The 24,387-nt window shown below is 67.8% G+C and carries 18 protein-coding genes; 10 read left to right on the top strand and 8 right to left on the bottom strand.

The annotated features are described in order from the left end of the window. Positions 1–17: 17 nt before the first annotated feature. Positions 18–3,938 (top strand): tetratricopeptide repeat protein, encoded by a 3,921-nt coding sequence (locus tag MANAM107_RS11000; protein WP_223908318.1) that lies wholly within the window; start codon positions 18–20, stop codon positions 3,936–3,938. Positions 3,939–4,133: 195 nt separating this feature from the next. Further along, positions 4,134–4,469: a hypothetical protein gene (locus MANAM107_RS11005; protein WP_223908320.1), complete on the top strand. Its 336-nt coding sequence runs from the start codon at positions 4,134–4,136 to the stop codon at positions 4,467–4,469. A gap of 38 nt (positions 4,470–4,507) precedes the next feature. Here the strand turns inward: MANAM107_RS11005 and MANAM107_RS11010 are convergent, their stop codons facing one another. Then, on the bottom strand, positions 4,508–4,852 hold the full coding sequence (locus MANAM107_RS11010) for a HepT-like ribonuclease domain-containing protein (RefSeq protein ID WP_223908322.1): 345 nt from the start codon (positions 4,850–4,852) through the stop codon (positions 4,508–4,510). After that, complete coding sequence (locus MANAM107_RS11015; protein WP_223908326.1) at positions 4,849–5,310, bottom strand: XRE family transcriptional regulator; 462 nt, start codon at positions 5,308–5,310, stop codon at positions 4,849–4,851. Before MANAM107_RS11015 ends, MANAM107_RS11010 begins: the two co-directional genes overlap by 4 nt. 149 nt (positions 5,311–5,459) lie before the next feature. Here MANAM107_RS11015 and MANAM107_RS11020 point away from each other — a divergent pair, with 149 nt between their 5' ends. Beyond that, positions 5,460–5,657 carry a hypothetical protein gene (locus MANAM107_RS11020; RefSeq protein ID WP_223908328.1) on the top strand — a complete coding sequence of 66 codons (198 nt, stop codon included), beginning with the start codon at positions 5,460–5,462 and terminating at the stop codon, positions 5,655–5,657. Positions 5,658–5,960: 303 nt separating this feature from the next. Next, complete coding sequence (hchA, locus tag MANAM107_RS11025; protein WP_223908330.1) at positions 5,961–6,824, top strand: glyoxalase III HchA; 864 nt, start codon at positions 5,961–5,963, stop codon at positions 6,822–6,824. A 140-nt stretch (positions 6,825–6,964) separates the two neighbouring features. Here the strand turns inward: hchA and MANAM107_RS11030 are convergent, their stop codons facing one another. Further along, positions 6,965–7,795 carry a peptidase inhibitor family I36 protein gene (locus tag MANAM107_RS11030; RefSeq protein WP_223908332.1) on the bottom strand — a complete coding sequence of 277 codons (831 nt, stop codon included), beginning with the start codon at positions 7,793–7,795 and terminating at the stop codon, positions 6,965–6,967. A 1,402-nt stretch (positions 7,796–9,197) separates the two neighbouring features. On the opposite strand from MANAM107_RS11030, the gene MANAM107_RS11035 reads away from it, so the two are divergent. Further along, the gene (locus tag MANAM107_RS11035) at positions 9,198–10,427 is read left to right on the top strand and encodes a pyrophosphate--fructose-6-phosphate 1-phosphotransferase (RefSeq protein WP_223908335.1); all 1,230 of its coding nucleotides are present in this window, start codon (positions 9,198–9,200) and stop codon (positions 10,425–10,427) included. A gap of 61 nt (positions 10,428–10,488) precedes the next feature. Here MANAM107_RS11035 and MANAM107_RS11040 read toward each other — a convergent pair whose 3' ends face one another. Continuing rightward, the gene (locus tag MANAM107_RS11040) at positions 10,489–12,672 is read right to left on the bottom strand and encodes an MMPL family transporter (protein ID WP_223908338.1); all 2,184 of its coding nucleotides are present in this window, start codon (positions 12,670–12,672) and stop codon (positions 10,489–10,491) included. Between the two features lie 193 nt (positions 12,673–12,865). Here MANAM107_RS11040 and MANAM107_RS11045 point away from each other — a divergent pair, with 193 nt between their 5' ends. Together MANAM107_RS11045 and MANAM107_RS11050 are read left to right on the top strand one after the other, a co-directional pair. Then, complete coding sequence (locus tag MANAM107_RS11045; protein ID WP_223908342.1) at positions 12,866–13,255, top strand: MarR family winged helix-turn-helix transcriptional regulator; 390 nt, start codon at positions 12,866–12,868, stop codon at positions 13,253–13,255. A gap of 79 nt (positions 13,256–13,334) precedes the next feature. Then, positions 13,335–14,675, top strand: a complete 1,341-nt coding sequence (locus MANAM107_RS11050; protein WP_373314102.1) for a class II 3-deoxy-7-phosphoheptulonate synthase — start codon at positions 13,335–13,337, stop codon at positions 14,673–14,675. Positions 14,676–14,702: 27 nt separating this feature from the next. On the opposite strand, the gene pknB is transcribed toward MANAM107_RS11050, so the two are convergent. Further along, the gene (pknB, locus tag MANAM107_RS11055; RefSeq protein WP_223908349.1) at positions 14,703–16,808 is read right to left on the bottom strand and encodes a Stk1 family PASTA domain-containing Ser/Thr kinase; all 2,106 of its coding nucleotides are present in this window, start codon (positions 16,806–16,808) and stop codon (positions 14,703–14,705) included. A gap of 64 nt (positions 16,809–16,872) precedes the next feature. Beyond that, positions 16,873–18,099: a polyprenyl synthetase family protein gene (locus tag MANAM107_RS11060; protein ID WP_223908352.1), complete on the bottom strand. Its 1,227-nt coding sequence runs from the start codon at positions 18,097–18,099 to the stop codon at positions 16,873–16,875. A 157-nt stretch (positions 18,100–18,256) separates the two neighbouring features. Here MANAM107_RS11060 and MANAM107_RS11065 point away from each other — a divergent pair, with 157 nt between their 5' ends. Then, on the top strand, positions 18,257–19,900 hold the full coding sequence (locus tag MANAM107_RS11065; RefSeq protein ID WP_223908355.1) for an RNA polymerase sigma factor: 1,644 nt from the start codon (positions 18,257–18,259) through the stop codon (positions 19,898–19,900). 112 nt (positions 19,901–20,012) lie between these two features. Here MANAM107_RS11065 and MANAM107_RS11070 read toward each other — a convergent pair whose 3' ends face one another. Continuing rightward, positions 20,013–20,477, bottom strand: a complete 465-nt coding sequence (locus MANAM107_RS11070; protein ID WP_223908357.1) for a rhodanese-like domain-containing protein — start codon at positions 20,475–20,477, stop codon at positions 20,013–20,015. 17 nt (positions 20,478–20,494) lie between these two features. Next, positions 20,495–20,773: a DUF7455 domain-containing protein gene (locus MANAM107_RS11075; RefSeq protein ID WP_179899736.1), complete on the bottom strand. Its 279-nt coding sequence runs from the start codon at positions 20,771–20,773 to the stop codon at positions 20,495–20,497. Positions 20,774–20,946: 173 nt separating this feature from the next. On the opposite strand from MANAM107_RS11075, the gene MANAM107_RS11080 reads away from it, so the two are divergent. Next, on the top strand, positions 20,947–23,190 hold the full coding sequence (locus MANAM107_RS11080; protein ID WP_223908360.1) for a DNA gyrase/topoisomerase IV subunit B: 2,244 nt from the start codon (positions 20,947–20,949) through the stop codon (positions 23,188–23,190). A 136-nt stretch (positions 23,191–23,326) separates the two neighbouring features. Further along, positions 23,327–24,382 (top strand): GNAT family N-acetyltransferase, encoded by a 1,056-nt coding sequence (locus MANAM107_RS11085; protein WP_179899738.1) that lies wholly within the window; start codon positions 23,327–23,329, stop codon positions 24,380–24,382. The last annotated feature ends 5 nt before the right edge of the window (positions 24,383–24,387 follow it).

Raw genomic sequence — 24,387 nt, forward strand, 5'->3', positions numbered from 1 at the left:
GGATGGAGTGTGGCGGAGTGGTGAACAGCGCAGTTCTTCTCAGCGTTGGCCTCGCGGTGGTGCAGGTGGCGCTACGGGCTGGTGGTCAGGCTGCCGGTGCTGATCTGGTGGGTGATGCCTCCGGCCTGATAGATCGGATGAAGCAGCTGCAGCCGAATCAGGGTGCACGCACTCGTGCAGGGCAACGCGTCGCCGAGGACATCGCTAAGGCCATTCCTCTCGATGATCCTGACTACAGGGATATCTCAGAAACCGACTGGGAGTTAGCCTCATCGTATGTGGCGGAGCTTTTCCGCGGACTGGCTGATGAGCATCGACGGCGGGCCGGGTATGACTGGGAACAACTCCGGTCCATATTACTGGGAGCGGGCGGTCACGAGCGCCGGGAGAAGCTGGAGCAGGCCTCCGCGAAAGTGGCTTTCGATCGGGTGTTGGAGACTGCCTGCAGGAGGGCTGTAGAGTGCTTGACTGACGCTGAGGCGCTGCGCCTCATACTCGATTGCTTGGAGGAAACGGGCGACATCCTGTCGGAATTGCGCGACCGCCCGGTGGAGGGGCAGTTGGTTGATCAGGTCATCGCCGATCACAACGAGAAGATCCGTTCCCTGACTCCTGAGGAGCTCAAGGATCGTGAGGAGGAGATGGAGGAGCTGCGGCGCTTTGTTAAGGACGGTTCAGAGTCCTGGCTGGCTTATGAGGCTAGGATGCTGAGTGGGAAGACCGCGCTGATGGCGACCTTCGCCAAGAACCCACCTGAGGGTGTTCGAGTAGTTTCTTATTTCGTTCGTAAGAACGAGGCTGGGCATGGGCGGAATAATTTTGTCTTCGTGATTATGGCGCAGCTTGCGAATATACTCGGGGACAGGTATGTGCGCTCCCCTCGGGAGGAGGAGCAGCAGACTGCTTTAGCGCGTGCGCTACGTTTTGCGGCGAGTTTCTGCGAGAACGAGGGGAAGGTCCTGGTCCTGCTCATTGACGGGTTGGATGAGGATGTCTACTTTGAGAGGACAAGCGCGTCGGGGGCCGCCTCGATCCTGTCTGTGTTCCCGCGCTCTTTGCCGCGTGGGGTGAGGGTTGTGACGGCTTCGCGCCCCAATCCTCCGGTTCCTGGCGATGTGATCTGCACCGACCGTGAGGTGGCGCGGGTTGCCGAACTAACCTCGTCGCCGCACGCTGAGGCCAGTATTAGTCCTGAGCAGCTGCGGGAGTTCTTCGGTGCTCGGATGGGCCTTCCGGTCGGGGCTTTTCTCGCCGCATGTGAGGGTGCGTTAACAGCGCGAGATTTGTGTGGGCTTCTTGCTCGTGACGGAATGGAAGTCTCGATTGACGAAGTCGAGTCGTTCGTCGGAGGTTCATCGGGGCGCCTGCTCCATCCGCTCAACGTTGGTTGGGAAGGGAAGCCGGTCCCAGCGTATCAGCTCGGTCACGATGTTGTGCTCAGGGAGGTGTTGCGCCGACTTCAGCCGGATCGCTTTGGTGAGGGTGACGATCCGGAGGATGAGCAGTGGTGGGCGGATCTGAGAGTCGAGGCGCTGGAATCTCACCGTCATTTGATTATTGAATGGATGTGGGATCTTGTTGATAGGAGCGGATGGTCGCGGGAAACGCCGTCCTACGCGCTTGGTGGTGGTTATCAGGAAGTCGTCAAAAAATCTCTGGGTGATGTCGGAGTGCTCGAATTGCTGGCTGATAGGAGTCGCAATGAGGAGATCGTGCGTCGTTATGGCAGTGCGTATCGATCTCTGCACGCGATCGATGAGGCTTGCGAATCGATACTTGTTACTGATGCGACGAAATTGTCTGAACGGGTAATGAAATATCTCCTCTCGGTTGCGGAAGAGAGAAAGGCGCTGTTGGAGCGAAACGTCTACATTCCGGGAATGGTCGAGTTCAGTGTGGAGTTTCTCGGGCTATCTGCAAATGATATTCGCGAAAGAATCATGAGTACAACCGATCTTGATGATCGTGCGAAGATGATCAATGAGATTTTTAGGTACAGTATCTCTACGGGTTGGTCGGAAGAGATACATAAGTGTCTTTTTGAGGCTGTACTTTCCAGCGTTCCTGCGATCACTGGGTACGTTGGTAAGGAAATCTGGGGACTATGCAATCGCCGTCTGCGAACAAGTGTGCGGGCCAGTCTTTTCGCATGCCTTTGTCAATATGATAAAGCTGAAGAGATCGCTCTAGCTGAAACAGATCCAGAATTATGCGCAAATGCGCTCGTCGATATCGCAAGAATGTATGTAAGTCTGAGGCGTGAAACTGATGCTCAACGCATATTGAAACAGGCTGAGTCGGCGGCATCGGAGTCTAATAAAGACTCAAAGTACTATACACTCATTGAAATTGCAGAAGTGCTTGCTGATCTAAAGTGCTCGAATGAATCATTACGTTTATTGAACGTAGTTGAACAGGAAATGTCTATTCAACCGGTTTGGTACTCTTTTATTTTGGTCAATGCTGCTGAGGTTCTAATTAAACTGGGACGGGCGGACGAGGCGCTGAACAAGGTTGACATTGCGAAAAACATTATTCTGGTTGGAAATAAAGATAAATTAAAATCTATTGTTCTCAGTCGTGCTGCCGTCGTATTAATTGAATTAGGGAGGAGAGACCATGCACGTCCTGTATTGGAGGAGGCCGAACATTCCGCGCTTGCCGTAGATGGTGAATTTCGTTGCCGCGCACTGCTCAATGTAGCGTGGGCCTCGGCGAAAATGGGGTGCATGAACGATGCAGAGCGGCTGGCCGGCCAGGCAAAAAGCGCCGCCTTACACTTCCGGAGAACTATTGAAGAGAGCTTCCCTTATGAAGTGGATAAGATGTCCGAGGCTAGCGAGTTGGTTGGTGTAGCTGAGGCGTTAATTAATGGTGGGTATGTGAATGATGCATTGAAAGTATTGCGTCTGGCTGAGCCGGCTACTCTGAGTGTGAGTGATTTGGAATCGCGGCTACATCTCCAGATTGATATTGCAAGGATGCTCGCCAATGTGAGGGATGTCGATAAGGCGGTGAATATCTTGAAGGAAACAGAACTGGCGACCGAGAATGTGGAGGATTTTGACACCTTAAGAATTTCTATTTTAGTGGACGTAGCGAACGCATTCGCTGACTTAGGGCTGATGGATGACGCGCTGAGGGTGACGGCTTCGGCTAAAGATGCGATTCAGGGCGAGAGTGACCCTCTATCCAAGGTTGATTCATTGCTTAAGCTGGCGACAATTTTCTTCGAATTAGATCGGGGAGTCGATGCCGTTCGGACGCTGAACGAAACTATTAATGAAGCTTGGGACGACGCTCACTTGCGATCACGGGTCGCGGCGTTGGTTGGCGTAATGACGTTGATGACCCGCATAGGAAATCCTGAGAATGCGGAGGAGATGGCGAATATGGCTGAGGGCACGGTCTTGGCGATGGATGATGCAGGCTGGCAGCAGTCCTGCATGTTAGCTGATGTCGCCGAGGTGTTCGCGCAGATAAATTGTGTGAATGATGCAATCCGTATAGCGAAGTTAGCTAGAAAGACAGTTCAGAAGGAGGATTTTTTTTGGCAGGCCGCCAGTCGCTATTCTGTGATGGCACTGGGGCATGCGGTGCGTGCCCTCAATAATTTGGGTGAGTGTGAGCGGGCCAAGAGGTTTGTTCAATCGGAGTTTAGATCGGTAAGTAAGTTCGCTACGCGGCTGGCTGCCGCAGAGTATTGTGGGAACTTAGCATTAGTCTGTTTGGAATCTATGGACGCATCTGAGTCTGACTCTCGGGACGGAGGGTGGAGGATTCTTGCGAGTCAATTCTTAGTTCGATCATGGATGCTCGGAGCTAGTGTGTGGGAACGATTCAATGTCCTCATGAAGATTTATCCAGATCTTGCGATAGAGCTCGTGCAAGAGCGCTTTCTATCCAAAGGGTTTAGCGGGGATGATCCTGGCCTTTAGATTTATTGCGATCGGCTATTGCTGGCGCAAATAGCACACAAGATGCTGGCGTGCCTTTATTTGTTTGTATAGTTTTTAAGTTTATTCTCTTCTTGAGCAGATTAAGGCGCGAATTTTTGGATTTGATGGGGGTATACTAGTGTTGATCTGGACGGAAATAAATGTTCTGTGGAAGATGATTTGATGAGGTTGCAGATGAGGGGTGGTTCGTCGGAGTCGCTGGAGGCGATGGTTGAGCGCGTCTGCGGGTTTCAGAGGGATTCGGTGCCCGATGAGTCGACCTTCGGCTACCCGCCCGGGCTGGCGCAGAAGGTGGACCCCGCCACCGGCTCCTTCACGGGGTTCTTCGGCAGTACTGTCATTGCCTGGGTCCCACCGCAGGACGCCGCATGGATGGGCGGGCTCTGCACGGACCTTCATGGCGCCATGGGCGGGGCGCTCGCCGAGCCGCTGCGCCGAGAGACGCTTCACCTGACCATCTGCGACCTCCCCCTCGCCGAGCCCGACACTCCCCACCGAGGCGGGCGGTAGCGCCGTCGGGCTCGGTGGGGAATATCGGGCTCGGCGGGCTATAGGCCGAGGCTGGCGATCAGGCCGGGAAGGCGGGTGGTCAGCGTGCGCCACAGCAGGTCATCATTGACCTTGTCGTCGTGGTGCGCCACAAGATTGCGCATCCTGGTGATCCCGGTCCAGTCGATCTCTGGATGATCGCCCTTATAATCGTCGGGCAGCTTCTCCACGACGGTGGCCACCTTGATGAGGATGCGTTCACCAGCATTGCGGAGCAGTGCGCCCTGCTCGGTCCTTGCTGTGTACGCCTCATAGCCGTGAGAGCCGATGAACTCCGCCTCTTCTCCGAATCTTGAGAGATCTGCAAGGCGGCGCGCTATGCGGCCTTCCATCGGTTCATTCATAGCGGTATCGCCCGGGCCGTGGCGCTATTCAAGGACGGTGAGGTGCTCCTGTCGGAGACGACATCCACCGGCACGGTGAGCAGATCCGAGAGGTCCTCCTGGAGATGCAGGAGATCAACGATGTCCGCATCAGCGGGGAAACGGATGAGAAGATCGACATCGGAATCAGGGTCGTCCGTGCCTTCAGCGATCGATCCGAATACGCGCATGTCGCTGCACCCGGACTGGGCTGCCCTGGCCTTCACCTCATGGCGTGCGTGCTTGAGGAGGACCGAGGGGCGGATCTTCAGGGCATGATCCAGTCGGGCGCGCACGTTGCTCGAGGGCTGCCGTGCGCCACTCTCGACAGAGGCGATCAGGGACTGCTTCACCCCGGAGGCGGCAGCCAGCTCCCGCTGCGTCATGCCGGCCGCAGTGCGGCGGAATCGCAGTCGATCAGCCTCGGATCGTGGCCCCATGCAGCAATGATAGCGCACATGCGATCACGGTCGGCGGTCCTGTGGGCCATGCGCGACTGGAGCCTCGGTGCTCATCATGCTGGCGGGCGGGTGCCCCAGGGTGGGGGAGAGGGCGTGGATCCGACCACTGGGACCCCAAGAATAGTGGCATGCACCACGATGCAGCGGTCCCCGGGGCCCTCTACGCCGCCACCCTCGTCGACACCGCAGTGCTCGCCGGGTTCATGATCTCCTACGTCATCACCATCGATGCCTTCTTCAGCCATGCCCTGCGCACCGGTCGGCGCCGCCACCTACCTCATCGCCCCGGCCCGGCTGGCGGTGAGCCCGGTCCCAACCTCGTCTGAGGCCTCCAGCGACGGCCGCCTGAGCCCCGTCCCGGGCGGCGCAGGGGCCGGCCGCCCACAGAATGAGCGTCGCTTCGCGACACGCGCGTCACTTCGCGACGGAGGCGACACCTGCAGGGTACGTCCAAGTCGCGAAGCGACGTCGAAACCGCGAACCGACGCCCTTTCGGGGCCGTGCGCCCCATGCCTCCCGCGCCCCATGCCTCCTGCGCTGCCCGCCCCCGCCCTCCCATCCTCGATCATCCTGGATCTATTGCTAGCATCGATCGGGCACCGTAGAACTGTGAGGAGAGGCTGATCAGCATGACCGCATCGACAACCCCCGTGCCCGACCGCGCCGAGCACAACGCCTTCTTCCCCTCGGAGTACTCCCTGAGCCAGTACGTCCCGCGCACCACCGACTTCGACGGCGCCGCCGGCGCGCCCCAGGCCGGCCCCGGGCCGCGCAGCATCCTCGTCATCGCCGTGGACGAGCGCTACCTGCCCACCCGGGGCGGGCGCCTGTTCTCCACCGGCAACCACCCGGTGGAGACCCTCGTGCCGCTCATGCACCTGCAGGCCGCCGGCTACGAGATCGAGGTGGCCACGCTCTCGGGTGCCATGGCCAAGCTCGAGATGTGGGCCATGCCCCAGGACGACGCCGCCGTCAAGGCCGCCTATGAGGCGCTGCTGCCCAGACTGCTGCGGCCCAAGCGCCTGGCCGACATCGTCGCCACCGAGCTGGGGCCCGACTCGCCCTACGCCGCCGTGTTCATCCCCGGGGGCCATGGCGCCATGGGCGCGGGCATCCCCACCAGCACCGCCGTCCGGGACACCCTGGCCTGGGCCCTGGAGGAGGAGCGCCCCATCATCACCCTGTGCCACGGCCCGGCCGCCCTGTGCGCCGCCACCGATGAGGACGGCGCCTCCCTGTTCGCCGGCTACTCCCTGTGCGCCTTCCCCGACGCGCTGGACACCGGCGCCAACGTCGAGATCGGCTACCTGCCCGGCCAGCTGGAGTGGCTGCTGTGCCAGCGCCTGGGCGAGCAGGGCTTGACCGTGGTCAACGACTCCATGAGCGGCCAGGTGCACCGCGACCGCCTGCTCCTGACCGGCGACAGCCCCCTGGCGGCCAACGCCCTGGGCCGCATGGCCGTGGAGGCCCTCACCGGCCAGAGCTACGCCTGAGGCCCCGGTGCCCGCCCCGCCGCGGGGCTGCTCGGAACTGTGTGCGCCCGCAGCGCAGGGACTCTCGCCGGACCCGGCAGGCCGCCGGGTCCGGCGAGAGCGTCGAGGCTGATGGTCCTCAGGGTTCAGCCCATTGACCACTAGAACTGGTGGGCGGGATCCTGCAGGGAGATGTGGACGTGGTCCTTGTGGTTCGCACTATCGGAGCCTCGGTCCTTCATCGTCTTCCAGCCCTCCTGCTGCCTGGAGAGGCTGAAGATCTTCTGATTGTGAATGACGTACCACACCTTCAGGCTGTGGGCGTTGGCCTTCGTCCACTCGGCCACGCGCTCCCGGTCCTCAGGGCTGCCGAAGCAGTCCAGGCCATTGCCGGTGTAATGCGAGGAGCTCTTCTTGGCGCTCTTGTAGGTGTTGCACTCCACGTTCGGGAACTCCTGCTCGATCCTGTCCTTGAGCCACTGAGACCGAGGGGTGTAGCCCCCATTGGACCCCCAGGCGGGGCCGTGGGGATTATCGAGGGACCCCGATCCCGGCGGCGGTGTGTTGGTGGTGTCGGTGCCGATCTGGTGGGAGGCGTTGTTGTTCTTCAGGGTGGGATTGAGGTTGACGGAGGCTCCTGCGGGGATGGTCTGGCTGGCTCCCTTGTAGTTGGAGTTGTAGTAGACGGTGACGGGCTGGTCGGTGTTGTTCGTGACGGAGGCTGCGTCGTTCTTGAGGCAGTTGCCCTTGCCCTTCCCCGAGCCCTTGAACTCGTAGCAGTTGGGTTGTGAGTTCCCGTAGTTGGGGATGGAGCCGGTGAAGTCGGAGACGGAGCCCTGCTGGTTGCTGTTGTGGTAGAAGCAGACTTCTCCGCTGTCGCATACTCCGTCGCGCTCGGCGGCTTGTGCTGTGGTAGGTAGGGCAAGGGCTCCGATGGTGAGGGTGAGGATGGATGCGGCGCTGGCGGCGCGGCGAAGGGAGATGGTGATCATGGGAGTCTTCCTCTTTGAAGATGTGGATTGATGGTGGTCGATGGGAGTCGTTGTGCAGTCGTTCTTAGATTGTGATTGCCGCTCCTCGTGGCTGGTGGGTATTTGGTGTTGAGAACGTTAGAGGAATACGCTCGGGAGTGCCAGGATAATAGTCCCCTTGATGCAATGACGGGAGGTGTGATAAATGCGTAACTATGGATTATGTTTAAGTTCTGTCAAGGGGGTGGAGTCCCCATCGCGAGTTGATCTGGTGGGGGAGTGAGCGCTATGTTAGGACATTGGCGTGGATAAGTTTCATGTTAATCTCAGATCTCCGCTGTTAGTGGCAGGCTACTAGGTTGCTTCTGGGGTTCATGCTGGCCTTCGTGCGGTGATCGGAGGTTCTTCCTGATGGCCGGGTATGGTGAGTTGATTACATTGACTTTGCGGCTTCATACTGTTATTGGCATTCGGTCATGCCTGCCTGAACTGCAGCCTGCCTGGCCGGCGGTGACCACTTGGCTGTGGTGGGTCAAGGTGCTGGGGATCGTCGCGGGCCGATCGGCGGACTGGCCGTTCCAGCGGGGTTGGGGATGCCTTGTCGCTGGCGATGGTGTGCACGCCTGATGAGCGTGACGGTGGTGTGGAATGCGGTAGTGGGTCAGGATGCGCCGGACTGTGGGGCGGTGCAGACCCAGGTGGTAGGCGATGCGCGCCGTCATGCCATGACGCCCTTTCAGGGGGTGGCGTTAGTGTGGGTTGTCAAGGCGTCCGGGAGGTTGGTCAACCCTCACCCTGCCGCAGGCCCTCATTCACGGCCCGCCCCGCCCCCGATATCCTGAAGACGTGCAGTGAGCGCTAGGCCTGGCCTGATCCGGCGGCTGGATGGTGATCTGCTTGCGGTTGGCTGCGGTGCTCGGCTCGGCGTTATCGGCCCGTAGCGGAGCAGCGACGACGGATCGGGGTCGATGTTGGGGGAGCCGCGCACGAATGGGTCCTGGTGCCCAATGCCGGCGGGCTTGTCGTCGTGTGCTGTGCGACGTGCCGGGAAGGACCCTCGTGGGTGCTCCTGCTCCCCGGATGTGTGGAGGCCCCGGCCCGCGAAGGCTCCCACGGGTCTTCGCCCTGGGCGGCGCAGGGGCCGGCGGCGCGCACAATGGGCGTCGCTTCGCGACGGAGGCGACACCCGCAGGGTACGTCCACGTCGCGAAGCGACGTCGAAATCGCGAACCGACGCCCTTTCGAGGCCCTCAGCCCTGTGCGCCCCTCCCGCCGGCCCGCGCTCCGCCTCCTACCGGGGTCCCAACTGCCGGTCGCCGCCCGCGGGCGCCGATGGCACGTAGACTCGTGCCCGGTGCGGCATGCGCCGCACGATCCCGACCGGGGCCCACGCCCCGCGAGTCCACAACCTGAAAGGTTCCCGATGTCGATCCGTCGCGTCGCCCTGCTCACCGCGGGCGGTTTCGCCCCCTGTCTGTCCGCCGCCGTCGGCGACCTCATCGAGCGCTACACCGAGGTCGCCCCCGAGGTCGAGATCATCGCCTACCAGTACGGCTACCACGGCCTGCTGACCGGCAACTACATCGTCATCGACGACGAGGCCCGCAAGAACGCCGGGATCCTGCGCGAGTACGGCGGCTCGCCCATCGGCAACTCCCGCGTCAAGCTTACCAACGCCAAGAACCTCGTCGAGCGCGGGCTGGTCGCCGAGGGCGTCAACCCCCTGGAGTTCGCCGCCGAGCAGCTGCGCAAGGACGGCGTCGACGTCCTGCACACCATCGGCGGTGACGACACCAACACCACCGCCGCGGACCTGGCGGCCTACCTGCACGACAACGACTACGAGCTCACCGTCGTGGGCCTGCCCAAGACCATTGACAACGACGTCGTGCCCATCCGCCAGTCCCTGGGCGCCTGGACCGCCGCCGAGGAGGGCGCCGGCTTCGCCCTCAACATCATCGGCGAGCACCGCTCCAACCCCCGCATGCTCATCGTCCACGAGTGCATGGGCCGCAACTGCGGCTACCTCACCGCCGAGACCGCCCGCCGCTACCACGACCTGCTCAAGACCAGGAAGTGGGCCCCCTCCCTGGGCCTGACCAAGGAGCGCTGGGACGTCCACGCCGTCTTCGTCCCCGAGGCCAAGCTCGACATCGCCGCCGAGGCCGAGCGCCTCAAGGCCATCATGGACGAGCAGGGCAATGTCAACATCTTCCTGTCCGAGGGCGCGGGCGTCCCCGAGATCATCGCCGAGATGGAGGCCGCGGGCCAGGAGGTCCAGCGCGACCCCTTCGGCCACGTCAAGCTCGACACCATCAACCCCGGCCAGTGGTTCGCCAAGCAGTTCGCCGAGCTCATCGGGGCCGAGAAGGTCATGGTCCAGAAGTCCGGCTACTACTCGCGCGCCGCCCACGCCAACGCCGAGGACCTGGCCCTCATCAAGCAGATGTGCGACCTGGCCGTCGAGTGCGCCCTGCGCGGCGAGTCCGGCGTCATCGGCCAGGACGAGGAGAACAACGACGAGCTGGCCGCCATCGCCTTCCCGCGCATCGCCGGCGCCAAGCCCTTCGACATCACCCAGCCCTGGTTCATCGAGCTCATGGGCGAGCTCGGCCAGAGCATCGAGCCCGCCGAGGTCAGCGCCGAGCACTGAGCCGCCGGGCCTCAGCGCCCTCAGCGCCGCCGAGCCCCCGCCCCGCCGTCGCAGGCCGCCCTCAGCGGTCCGCGGCGGCGGGGCGCCCTCGTCGCCGGCCCCCTCGGGGCGGGATGGGCCACCACCAGTTGGCCCGCCCCATGAGCCTCATGGTCGCGGGCAGGAGCACCAGGCGGATGAGGGTGGCATCCAGGAGGATGACCAGGGCCATGCCCACCGCCAGCATCGTGAGGTAGGCGATGGAGGAGGTCAGGTAGACCAGGAAGGAGGCCGACAGGATCCCCGCGGCACTGGTCACCAGCGGGGCCGAGCGCTGCACCCCGACGGCCACCGCATCCTCCAGCCCGGCCCCGCGCCGGTGCTCCTCCAGGATGCGCAGCACCAGGAGCACCTCGTAGTCCATGGACAGCCCGAAGGCCATGCACACCATGAGGATCGGGATCGACAGGTCGAGGGTCCCGGTGGTGCTCACCCCCAGCAGCCAGGCCAGGTGCCCCTCCTGGAAGACCCACACCAGCGCCCCGCCCAGCACCGACAGCGACGCCGTGTTGAGCAGGGCCGCCTTGATCGGCAGCACGATACTGCGCGTGGCCGCCACCAGCACCAGGGTGCTCAGCAGCAGCAGGACGCCCAGCGCCAGGGGCAGGCGCTCGATCAGGGCCTGGCGGTAGTCCGCCAGCTCCGCGGGGTACCCGCCCACGACGGCGCCCTGGGGCCCGGGCACCGCCCTGACCCGCTCCACCAGCGCGTAGGGATCGGCCTCCAGGGCCTCCTCGGTGGGGATGAGGACCAGGGGCACGTCGATCGGCAGGCCGCGCTCCCGTGGGTCGACCACCTCACTGACCCCCGGTACGCGGCTGAGGGCCTCGGCGTAGCCGCGGGCCTTCTGCGGCGGTCCCTGATCGGCCGGGGCCGTCATCGAGATGGCGATCATGTCATCGACATCCACCGGGTAGCCCTCGCGGATGGCCTGGGCCACCTGCCGGCTGCTGGTGTGCGGGGGCAGGATGCGGTCATCGGGAGGCCCCACCTCCATCCTGAGCACCGGCAGCGCCATGACCGCCGTGACCGCCAGGCCCGCCAGCAGGCACGCGACCGGACGGCGCATCGCCGCCCGGGCCCCGCGGGCGAAGAGCCCGTCATCGCGGCCGGTGCCGGGGCCCCGCCCGTCCACCCGGGCGCCCAGCATCGCCAGGAGGGCCGGCAGGACGACGACGGCCAGGACCGTGGCCACGGCGACGACGCAGATCCCCGCGTAGGCCAAGGACCTCAGGAAGGGGAAGGGCAGCAGCAGGAGTGCGGCCAGGGCGGCGGCCACCGCTGCGGCCGAGACGATGACCGTATGCCCCGCGCCCCGCACCGCCTGGATCGCGGCGCCCTCCGGGTCCAGGCCGCCTTCCCGCGCCTCGCGGTGGCGCGCGATGACGAACAGCCCGTAGTCCACGCCCAGGGCGATGCCCATGACCAGGATGAGGTTGGCCGCGAAGGTGGAGACCTCGGTCAGGGAGGCGATGACCCCGATGAGGGCCATGGACCCCAGGACCGAGGCGATCCCCAGGCCCAGGGTCGCCAGCGCGGCCGCCGGGCGCCGCAGGACGATGAGCAGCAGGACCAGGACCCCGGGCAGGATGATGACCTCGGCGATGAGGAAGTCGGCCCGGGCCTGGTCGGCCACCTGCCGGAAGACCTCGTCACTGCCGCCGACCTCCACGTGCACCGCCCCGTGCCGGCCGGAGATGGCGGGGGACAGGTCGTCCAGGAGGGTGCGCGTCGTCGTCGGATCGCCGACCAGGCGGGCCATCATGAGCGCGCTGTCGCCCTCGCGTGAGGACATGGCCTCCCAGTGCCCGGTGCTCCAGTAGGAGAAGACGCCCTCGACCCCCGGGGTCTGCTCCAGCCTCCGGGCCACCTGGTCGGCAGAGTCGCGCACCTGCGGATCGTCCAGGGCGTGGCCCTGGGCGGGGCGCAGGAGCAGGGTGAGGTTGGGGGTGCCGGTGCCCCGGCTCTCCAGGTGGTCCGCGGCGAGCACGGACGGGGAGCCGGGCACCTCGAACCTGGCCAGCTGGAGGCGGGGCATCGTCCCGGCCGCGGCGACGGCGGCAAGGACGAGCAGGGCCAGGGCCGCGGCCGCCACCGCTCGCCGGCGCTGGACCGACCATCGCGCGATCGCCTCCAGGCAGGCCTCGAAGCGGCTGGTCCGGTGGGCTGTCGTGCGGCACTGCGCGGCGCCCCTCATCTCGTTCATGACCGCTATGGTATGCGATCAATATGATATGTAAACCGAGATTGGTTTATCCGGTGGTGCTGGCACGGTAGTACCATCGAAACGCGCTCCGGGCAGGTCGGGGCGATCAAGCCCTGTGGAGGATGTCGTGGCAGTGAGCCTGGGGTCGCCCCTGTCGGCAGGTCTGGGGTACCGGTTGATCAAGCTGGGTGACGTGGCCCTCGACCGTGCCTCCGGCGCCCTGGGGAGCGTGGGGGTGAGGCCCCGCCACTTCAACGTGCTGTCCACCGTGGCCGCAGCCCCCTCGCTGTCCCAGAAGGAGCTGAGCGCACTACTGGGCATCGACCCCAATGTCATGGTCGGGGTCATCGATGACCTCGAGGCGGCCGGCCTGGCCTCGCGCCAGCGCAGCACCGCCGATCGGCGCAAGCACGTCGTGGTCATCACCGACAAGGGGCACCACGTCATCGCCGAGGGCCAGCGGGCCATCGCCACCGCCGAGGAGGAGTTCCTGGCAGTGCTCACCGCCCAGGAGCGGGCGCTCCTGCTGGAGCTGACCAGCAGGCTGCTGGACATCCCGGCACCGGGCACGGCCGATTCCTGAGCGGGCCAGGCCCGCCTGCGCCCACCTGGTGACCACCATGGCGGTGCCTGTGGCGCGCTGACCTATGCTGGCGCCCGTGATGAACGAGCTCGACACTCCTGGCAACGCCGTCCCGGCCTGGCGGGACCGGCCTGCCCTCCAGCAGCCCGCCTACCCCGACGCCGAGGCCCTGGCGGCCGTGGGGGAGGACCTGCGCGCCCGTCCACCGCTGGTCTTCGCCGGCGAGGTCGACGCCCTGCGCGCCCAGATGGCCGCAGCCGCGCAGGGCCGGGCCTTCGTGCTCATGGGAGGGGACTGCGCGGAGTCCTTCGACGACAACTCGGCCACCTCCATCCGCCTCAAGGTCCAGACCATCCTCCAGATGGCCGCGGTCCTGACCTACGCGGCCTCCACCCCGGTGGTCAAGATCGGGCGCATGGCCGGGCAGTACGCCAAGCCCCGCAGCGTCGAGACCGAGACCCGCGACGGCGTGACTCTGCCCTCCTACCGGGGTGACTCGGTCAACGGGCACGCCTTCACCGCCCAGGCCCGCACCCCCGACCCGGCGCGCATGCTGGACGCCTACCTGCGCTCGGGCACCACCCTCAACCTCGTGCGCGCCTTCACCATGGGCGGCTACGCCGACCTGCGCGAGGTCCACTCCTGGAACCGCGGCTTCACCGCCAACCCCGCCTACAAGCGCTTCGAGTCCTTCGCCGGGGAGATCGACCGGGCCATGCGCTTCATGGAGGCCGCCGGCGTCGACTTCGAGGCCCTGCGCCAGGTCGACTTCTACGCCGCCCACGAGGCCCTCCTGCTGGAGTACGAGGACGCCATGATCCGCCAGGACTCGCGCACCGGGCGCCTGTACGGCACCTCCGCCCACCTGCTGTGGGTGGGGGAGCGCACCCGCGGTGCCGGGGACGCCCACGTGGCCCTGCTCGAGGGCATCCACAACCCGGTCGGCGTCAAGATCGGCCCGACCACCACGCCCCGCGAGCTCCTCGAGCTCATCGACCACCTCAACCCGGCCGGCGAGCCCGGGCGCCTGAGCCTCATCACCCGCATGGGCGCCGAGCACATCCGCCAGGCGCTGCCGCCCCTCGTCGAGGCCGTGCGCCGCGACGGGCGGCCGGTGACCTGGATCACCGACCCCATGCACGGCAACACCATCACCTCGGACAACGGCTACAAGACCCGCCGCTTCGACACGATCATGGAGGAGGTCCGCGGCTTCTTCGAGGTCCACCGCGAGATGGGCACCGTCCCCGGCGGCATCCACGTCGAGCTCACCGGCGATGATGTCACCGAGTGCCTGGGTGGCGGGGAGCTCATCGACGAGGCCGCCCTGGCCCGGCGCTACGAGACCCTCGTGGACCCCCGCCTCAACCACCAGCAGTCCCTGGAGATGGCCTTCGAGGTCGCCGAGCTCCTGCGCTGAGACCGGGGCGCCGGCCTCACGGCGGGCTCACCACACGTAGATGGTCACCGTCGAGCCCGGCTTGACCCGCGTGCCCGGGGCCGGGTCCGTGGAGCGGACCGAGTCGAAGGCGCCGCCCAGGCGCCTCTTGACATCGACCTTGAACCCCGCGTCCTCCAGGGTCTCCTTGGCGTCATCCTCGCTCATCCCCGTGACATCGGGCACCGCCACCTGCTCGGGCCCCTTGGAGATCACCAGGTCCACCGAGTCCCCGTAGGAGGCCGCGGCGCCCGCGGCGGGGGAGGAGGAGACCACCTTGCCCTTGCTGACCTCATCGGAGTAGGCCTCCGAGGTCTGCCCCAGGCGCAGCCCCGCCTTCTCCAGGGCCTCCGTGGCCTCCTTCTTGCTCATGGAGGCCACGTCGGGCACGGTGGTGGGCCGCCTGCCCTGGGAGACGACCACCGAGACCGAGGTGGAGTGGTTGACGGTCCTGCCCGCCGCAGGGTCGGAGGAGATGATCTGCCCGGCGGCGACGTCGGCGGAGTAGTCCTGGGTGACCTCGCCCAGACTCAGGCCCTGGGCCTCCAGGGCGGCGCGCGCCTCCTCCTCGGTCTTGCCCGCCAGGTCGGGCACCTGCGTGGTCTGCACGCCCCGGGAGACGACGGCGGTGATCGCCCGGCCAGGAGCCACGCGCTGGCCCACCCCCGGCTCGCAGGAGATGACGCTGCCCGCCGGGACCGTATCGGAGTAGTCGCGCGTGGGGGGAGACCACACCAGGCCCTCGGCCTCCACGGCCGACCTGGCCTCATCCTGGCCCATGCCCACGATGTCGGGCACGGGGATGCGTCGGCCCGGGCCGGCATTGAAGAACCATGCGGCCGAGGCACTGGTGGCCGTGATGGCCAGGGCCGCCCCGATGACGACGGCGCGCCGGGAGCGCAGCGGGGCGGCCGCCCCCGCCCCGGAGGCCCGCCCGGAGCGCTCCGGGCGGGATCCCCCGGCCGAGCCCGCTGAGCCGGCAGTGGCCGCCGAGCCGGCCGAGCGCACCGGGGCGACGGTGATCTCATGGGTGCGCTGGGCGTCCTGGGAGCCGGATCTGAGCAGCAGTCGGCGCGTGCGCTGCTCGGGGCGCGGGCCGATGGAGCCGATGGGCAGGGAGATCGTGCGCATGCCCGCATGCGGCGGGGCCTGGGGCTCCTCCCCATCCTGGGGGCTGTCGGCGATCGCGGCGCGCGCCGCCTGGGCGTTGGCCGACATGGCCGTCTGGGTGCGCACCGAGCCGGTCCCGCCCCCGCGGCGCACCGCCAGCTCCGAGGCGCTGAGCTCCTCCACGACGCTGCGCAGCAGGGCCAGGGCCGCATCGGCGTCCTCGGGCCGGTCCTCGGGGGAGCGGCGCGTCATCATGGCCACCAGCTCATCGACGTCGGCGGGCATCTCGGGCACCAGGGCCGAGGGCAGGGGGACGTCCTCATGGACGTTGCGGAAGGCGATCTGGATGGGGGAGTCGGCGGTGAAGGGCTGCTCGCCGGTGAGCAGCTCGTACAGGACGATGCCCGTGGAGAAGACATCCGCGCGGGAGGTCGAGGCCCCCGAGGTGATGAGCTCGGGGGCCAGGTACGCCACCGTGCCCAGCACATTGCCCGTCGTGGTCTGGGCCACCTCCGTCACGGCGCGCGCCAGCCCGAAGTCGGCCACCTTGGCCACCGAGCCGTCCGAAGGCAGCAGGACGTTCTCGGGCTTGATGTCCCGGTGCACCAGGCCCGCGCGGTGCGCCGCCCCCAGGGGGCGCAGCACCTGGGCCACCAGGCCCAGCGCCTCCTTGACCGACAGCGGGCCCGAGGCGATGAGGTCGCGCAGGGTGGGCCCCTCCACGTACTCCATGACCAGGTAGGCCACGCCCTCCAGGCTGCCCTGGTCATAGACCGCCACCACCCCCGGGTTGGACAGGCGGGCGGCGGCGCGCGCCTCGCGGCGGAAGCGCGAGACGAAGTCGGGGGAGTCCGCCAGGTGGGCGTGCATGAGCTTGAGCGCCACCCGGCGATCCAGGCGGCGGTCGTGGGCGCGGTAGACGGTGGCCATGCCGCCACGGGCGACGCGGTCGACGATCTCGTAGCGAGAATCGATGAGACGACCGATGAGGGGATCCGTGACCACGGGACTGATTCTACGGTCAACCGAGGGCCGGGTGCGCCAGCGCCGGGCCCCGGCCCCCGCGGGCTCAGGCCTCGCGCTCGGTGAGCCTGAGCGCCAGGTGGGCCAGCTCCTCCAGGGCCGCGGGCTCCACCCCCCGCCCGCCGGCCAGCGCCCGCAGCTCCTCCAGCGCCCGCTCCCCGGCGCGCCGGTGGGTGGCGATGGCCTCCTCATGGGCGGCCCTGGCGCCGCAGTCCTCGATCATCCGCGCCACGGCCCCGATCTGGTCCTGGCCGGCCTCCCGGTTGGCCAGGACTTCGCCCAGCAGGGCGCGCCCGGCGTCGTCGGTGCGCCCCCAGGTCAGGGCCAGCAGGACGGTGCGCTTTCCCTCGCGCAGGTCGTCCCCCGCGGGCTTGCCGGTGCGCCGGGGGTCCCCGAAGGCGCCCAGCTCGTCGTCGCGCAGCTGGAAGGCGATGCCGATCTCCTCGCCGAAGGCCCCCAGCAGCTCGGCGGCCCGGCTGGCCGGTTCCATCCCGGCCAGCAGCGCCCCGATGAGCAGGGGGTGCTGGACGGAGTAGCGGGCGGACTTGTGGCGGATGACGGCCAGGGCGTCGTGGTGCATCCGGGCCGAGGCCCGCCCGGGGTCCTGGTCCAGGGGCAAGGGGGTGACCTCGCTGCGCACGTCGAGGAACTGGCCCAGGGCGACCTCGGCGGTCATGGCGTCGAAGGCCGCCCGCGCCCGCAGCGCCGCGCCGGCGTGCGGGAAGCCCTCCCGCCCTGAGCCCTGCCGCGCCGGCCCCTGCGGGGCGCTGAGGGCGCTCATCTCCTGGCAGGCCAGGGACAGCAGCAGATCCCCCAGCAGGATGGCGCCGCTGACCCCGAAGTCCTCGGCCCGGCCGCGCCAGCCGCCCTCGGCGTGCTTAGAGGCGAAGGCCCGGTGCGCCGCCGGGAGCCCGCGCCGCGTCAGGGCCCCGTCCATGACGTCGTCGTGCACCAGGGCACTGGCCTGGTAGAACTCCAGGGCCGCCCCCAGGTGGGCGGAGTGGGGGCCGGCCAAGCGTGCGGCCGGATCGGGGGAGCCCTGGGGCAGGCTCATGCCCACCCCGCCCAGCACCGCCCGCATGCGCTTGCCGCCACGCAGAGCCAGGGCCGCGGCATCGAGCATGTGCGCTCCGGCCCGGCCCAGGTCCTGCCAGTCCCGGCGGTGGGCCTCGATGACCTCGATGAGGCGGGACTCCACGGCGGTGCGCAGGGCCGCCAGTGCGTCGGCGAGGCCCGAGCCCTGAGCACTGTTCATGTCGCTGACATCGCTCATGGCGCTAGCCTAGAGGGCCCGTGGCGGCCAAGGCCCCGGGGAATAAACGCTACACTCGGACGGTTGTCCGCTTCAGCCCGTGGTGCGGCCCATGCCCGCGCACCGCGACCCGCCTACCACCCGCTACCCACCCGCACGCCCACGCGAAAGGAACTCCGTGGCTTCTTCCACAATGACACGCGAGCGCGCCGAGCTCTCCGACGTCGATGACACCGTCGAGGACGAGGACTTCGACCTCGACGAGGAGGATGACGACAAGGAGGACGAGGACTTCGACGAGGACTCGCAGGACGAGCAGGACGAGGAGGACCTCGAGGACTCCGACGACGACTCCGACGACCGGGATGACGAGCAGGAGGCCTCGGGCGCCCAGGACGAGGGCCCTGCCCCCGAGCTGCGAGACTACTACCTGGACGTGAGCCTGGAGGAGGACGGCGACGGCACCAAGCGCCGCCCCTTCAACACGGTGGCCTCCCTCAAGGGGGTGCGCCTGGCCCCGGGCGCCACCCTGTTCATCCGCTCGCGCACCGTCGTGGAGGACCTGGAGATCTCCGGGCACGGGACCATCGAGGAGCCCATCACCCTGGCCCCCTACGGGCACGGGCCCGTGCCCCGCTTCATCGTGGCCGGCTCCGAGCCCATGGTCGCGCGCGACTACCTGGCCCAGAACGGCTACATCTTCCGCGGCTGGGTCATCAAGGGCATCAAGATGCAGCCCTCCATCGCCGCCCTGACCGGTGAGCTGGAGAGGATGCGCCGCGAGGAGGCCGAGAGGGCGGCCGCCAAGAAGGCGGGCAAGCGCGCGAAGTCGGGGGACAAGGACGGCTCCTTCACCGTCTCGGACACCGATGAGGGCGACGAGCCGGCCCAGCGCGTGGTCACCGCCGGTGCCACCGCCGACCCGGTCAAGGACTACCTCAAGCAGATCGGCAAGGTGGCGCTGCTCAACGCCGAGCAGGAGGTGGAGCTGGCCAAGCGCATCGAGGCCGGGCTCTACGCCGAGCACCTCCTGGCCGAGGAGGGCAACGACCTGCCAGCCAAGCTGCGCCGCGAGCTGCACTGGGTGGCCCAGGACGGCCAGCGGGCCAAGAACCACCTGCTGGAGGCCAACCTGCGCCTGGTGGTCTCCCTGGCCAAGCGCTACACCGGCCGGGGCATGCTCTTCCTGGACCTCATCCAGGAGGGCAACCTGGGCCTCATCCGCGCGGTGGAGAAGTTCGACTACACCAAGGGCTTCAAGTTCTCCACCTACGCCACCTGGTGGATCCGCCAGGCCATCACCCGGGCCATGGCCGACCAGGCCCGCACCATCCGCATCCCGGTGCACATGGTGGAGGTCATCAACAAGCTCGCCCGCGTCCAGCGCCAGATGCTCCAGGACCTGGGCCGCGAGCCCACTCCCGAGGAGCTGGCCGTCGAGCTGGACATGACCCCGGAGAAGGTCGTCGAGGTCCAGAAGTACGGGCGCGAGCCGATCTCCCTGCACACCCCCCTGGGCGAGGACGGGGACAGCGAGTTCGGCGACCTCATCGAGGACTCCGAGGCTGTGGTGCCCGCCGACGCGGTGAGCTTCACCCTCCTGCAGGAGCAGCTGCACGCCGTGCTCGACACGCTCTCGGAGCGGGAGGCCGGCGTGGTCTCCATGCGCTTCGGCCTGACCGACGGCCAGCCCAAGACCCTGGATGAGATCGGCAAGGTCTACGGGGTCACCCGTGAGCGCATCCGGCAGATAGAGTCCAAGACCATGTCCAAGCTGCGCCACCCCTCGCGCAGCCAGGTCCTGCGCGACTACCTGGACTGACTGCCTGGACTGGCACCGCCTCGATACAGCCAGTGCCCTGCCGGGCGCCCCTCTGGGGCTCCGGCAGGGCACTGCGCGCGGGGCCTACGTCGGCCTGCTGCGGCCTACTCGGTCACTCGGTGACGGTGGCCAGTCCGGTGGTGCTGGCCGCCTCCTGGAGGCTGCCCAGATCGGTGACCCGGGTGAAGCCGGCCTCGCGCATCGCGGCGACGGCCTGGGCGGAGCGGTTCCCCGAGCGGCAGTAGACCTGGTAGGAGGCGCTGGGGTCGAGCTCCTGGATCCGGGAGGTGAAGTCCTCGGCGGTGATGTCGATGTTCACCGCGCCCTCCAGGTGGCCCTCGGCGTACTCCTCGGGGGCGCGCACATCGATGGTGGTCACCGCCTGGGTGGAGGGGGCGCTGGCCCCGGCGCTGGGGGCGCCCGACGGCGAGGAGGCGCCGGTGGATGCCCTCGAGCAGCCCGCCACCGCCAGGGCCAGGGCCGCGCCGATCACGACGACGGCGCCCAGCCGCGGGCAGCGGGCGGGACGGCGCACCGAGGGGGCCGAGTGCACGGGGGAGGCTGGGTCGGTCGGCATCATTCGGCTACTCGCTGCTACTCGCCGCTGGTCAGCCGGGAGGACTCGTCCTGGAAGAGCAGGGCGACCTCACGCAGCCTCTCGCCGTGCTGGCGGGCGTGGTGGGCGCAGAAGAAGAGCTCCCCGGTGAGCATGACCGCCCGCACATAGGCCTGGGCCTGGCACACATCGCAGCGGTCCGCCGTGGTCAGGGGGCGCTGCTGGGCCTGGTCGGCTGCGGGGGCGTCGGTCTGCTCGACGGCGGTCTCAGCGCCCTGGCGAGCCTGGGAGGTGCTGGTGGTGCTCATGCCCGGCATTCCATCACGGGGCCGGGGCCGGCAGACCCCGGAAAGCGGGGTTTCCGCCTGCGGCGCATCCCGTTTCGCCGACGGCGCACCAGGGGGCGCCGTGCTCGCTCGGGTTGACCAGTGCTGGCCCGGGCGCGGCGCGGGAGGCGGCCCGCGGGCCGCGTATCGGCTACAGTCCGGCCGTGCCCCCTACCGAGAAGACCACCAGCCGAGGAGACTACTCAGCCCGCCACCTCTCCGTCCTGGAGGGACTGGAGGCGGTGCGCAAGCGCCCGGGCATGTACATCGGCTCCACCGACCAGCGGGGCCTCATGCACTGCGTGTGGGAGATCCTGGACAACGCCGTCGATGAGGCCCTGGAGGGCCACGGCGACGAGATCTCCCTGATCGTCCACGCCGACGGCTCCATCGAGGTGCGCGACAACGGCCGCGGCGTGCCGGTGGACATCGAGCCCTCCTCGGGCCTGAGCGGCGTCGAGCTGGTCTACACCAAGCTCCACGCCGGCGGGAAGTTCGGCGGCGGCTCCTACGGGGCCGCCGGGGGCCTGCACGGCGTGGGCGCCTCGGTGGTCAACGCCCTGGCCGCGCGCATGGACGTCGAGGTCGACCGGGGCGGCAAGACCTACGCCATGAGCTTCCACCGCGGGGAGCCGGGCACCTTCGACGACTCGGCGGGCCGCGGCCCCGACTCGCCCTTCACCGGCTTCACCCGGGCCTCCGAGCTGCGCGTGGTCGGAAGGGTCAAGCGGGGGGTGACCGGCACCCGTGTGCGCTACTGGGCCGACCCCCAGATCTTCCCGCGCCCCGCCGAGTACGACGCCGGGGCCCTGCGCGCCCGCCTGCGCCAGACCAGCTTCTTAGTCCCCGGTCTCAGGCTCACCCTCGATGACCAGCGCCCCGAGGCTGAGGCCCTGGCCGCCTCCACCACTCCCGCCGCCGACGCGGGCGCCACCGACGACGCCGTGGCCGAGCCCTCCCTGCGGGCCTCGGCCAAGAACCCCACCGAGAGCGGTGACCTGTTCGACACCGGCGGCCAGGACATCGAGGTCTTCCAGGCCCTCGGGGGCACCGCCGACTTCGTGGACTTCCTGGCCACCGACGCCCCGGTGACCGACACCTTCCGCCTGACCGGCTCGGGCACCTACACCGAGACCGTCCAGCAGCTCGATGCCAGCGGGCACCTGCGCCCCGTGGAGGTCGAGCGCACCTGCACCGTGGACATCGCCCTGCGCTGGGGCATCGGGTATGAGACCACCGAGCGCTCCTTCGTCAACATCATCGCCACCCCCATGGGCGGCACCCACCTGGTCGGCTTCGAGCAGGCCCTGACCCGCGTGGTGCGCAAGCAGATCGAGTCCAACGCCCGGGCCCTGAAGGTCACCAGCCGCGACGGGCGCATCGAGAAGGACGACATCCTGGCCGGCCTGACCGCGGTCATCACCGTGCGGGTGCCCGAGCCCCAGTTCGAGGGGCAGACCAAGGAGGTGCTGGGCACCGCCCCCGTGCGCCAGATCGTGGCCAAGGTGGTCGATACCGAGCTGACCGCCCTGCTGACCTCCTCCAAGCGGGACCTCAAGACCCAGTCCCGGGCCCTGCTGGACAAGATCGTGGGGGAGATGCGGGCGCGCATCAGCGCCCGCATGCACAAGGAGATCACCCGCCGCAAGACCGCCCTGGAGAGCTCGACCCTGCCGGCCAAGCTGGCCGACTGCCGCAGCGACGACGTCGCGGCCTCCGAGCTGTTCATCGTCGAGGGCGACTCGGCCCTGGGCACGGCCAAGAACGCCCGCAACTCCGAGTTCCAGGCCCTGCTGCCCATCCGCGGCAAGATCCTCAACGTCCAGAAGGCCTCCCAGGCCGACATGCTGCGCAACGCCGAGTGCTCCGCCATCATCCAGGTGGTGGGCGCGGGCTCGGGGCGCACCTTCGACCTGTCCTCGGCCCGCTACGGCAAGGTCATCCTCATGACCGACGCCGACGTCGACGGCGCCCACATCCGCACCCTGCTGCTGACCCTCTTCTTCCGCTACATGCGCCCCATGATCGAGGCCGGGCGCGTCTTCGCCGCCGTCCCGCCCCTGCACCGCATCGAGGTGTCCGGCCAGGGGCGGCGCAAGAAGGAGGTCCTCTACACCTACTCCGATGAGGAGCTGGTGGCCACCCTGCGCCGCCTGGAGCGCCAGGGCCGCAGCTTCAAGGAGCCCCAGCGCTACAAGGGCCTGGGGGAGATGGACGCCCACCAGCTGGCCGAGACCACCATGGAGCCCGAGCACCGCACCCTGCGGCGCATCACCCTGGGCGATGAGGCCGAGCTGGTGGAGGCCGAGTCCGTCTTCGAGCTGCTCATGGGCTCGACCGTCGAGCCCAGGCGCGACTTCATCATCGAGGGCGCCTCCGACATCGACCGGGAGCGCATCGACGCCTGAGCCGCGCACGGGCCGCGCGGGCACCGCCCTGGGGTAGTCTCCTCACGGGCGCCACGGCGGGGGCTACGGGCGCCCGGAAGCCGGCGGCCCCGCCGAGTACTGGAGCCGAGTACTGCGAGCACTGAAGGAGGCGCCCATGGCACCGGTCTACGGATACCCCCGCGGCGGGGGACACTCGCCCTGGGCGATGCTGCGCCCCGGCCCGCGCTCGGCCCTGCCCCGGCACCTGTCCTGGATGCCCCTGGGGCCGGAGGACAACGCCGAGCTGGCCGCCCTCATCGCCCGCGCCGAGGCCGTGGACAACCCGCCCTACCGCACCACGGAGCAGGAGACCGCCGAGTACTTCGTCGACCCGACCTACTCGGGGGTGGCCGGGCGCGACGCCGAGGGCGTCATGCGCGCCTTCGGCCTGGTGCGGCTGCGGCCCGCCGGGGAGATCTACGCCTCCATGACCGGGGTGGTGGACCCGGCCAGCCGCAAGCAGGGCATCGGACGGGCCCTGCTGCACTGGCAGACCGAGCGGGCCCGCCACCTGGTGGGCGCCGAGCGGGCCGGTGGGCGGGGCACGAGCGGGGACCAGCACGCCGTGGCCCATGTGGTGACCACGGTGCTGGAGGACGACGAGCGCATGCAGGAGCACCTGCACCACCTGGGCTTCGAGCCGCGCCGCTGGTACCGGGAGGTGCGCCGCTCCCTGGCCCAGGAGATCCCCGAGATCGAGCTGGACCGCTTCTTGAGCGTGGAGCCCTGGACCCCGCAGATCGACGACCTGGTGCGCCGCGCCCACAACCAGGCGGTCGGCGATGACTGGGGGGCCCATACGGTCAGCGCCGAGGAGTGGGCGGCCGGCGGCGCCTTCGTGGTGCCCCACTGGAGCTTCGTGGTCATGGACCGCTCCAGCGACCGCGCCCGCGTGGCCGGCTACCTGCGCTCGAGCCGCTACGAGCAGGACTGGGAGGCCCTGGGGTGGCGCGAGGGCTACAGCGACATGCTGGGGGTGCTCAGCGACTACCGCAGCCGCAAGGTGGGCTCGGCGCTGCTGTGCGCGGCCATGCGCGCCTACGCGGCCGAGGGCATGGACTATGCGGCCGCCGGCGTGGACACCGATAACCCCGACGGCGCCTCGGAGCTCTACGAGTCCCTGGGCTATGAGCCCACCCGCGGCACCATCCTCTACGTGCTCGACGTCTAAGCCCT

It is taken from the genome of Actinomyces capricornis, assembly GCF_019974135.1.
GTDB classification, from domain to species: domain Bacteria; phylum Actinomycetota; class Actinomycetes; order Actinomycetales; family Actinomycetaceae; genus Actinomyces; species Actinomyces capricornis.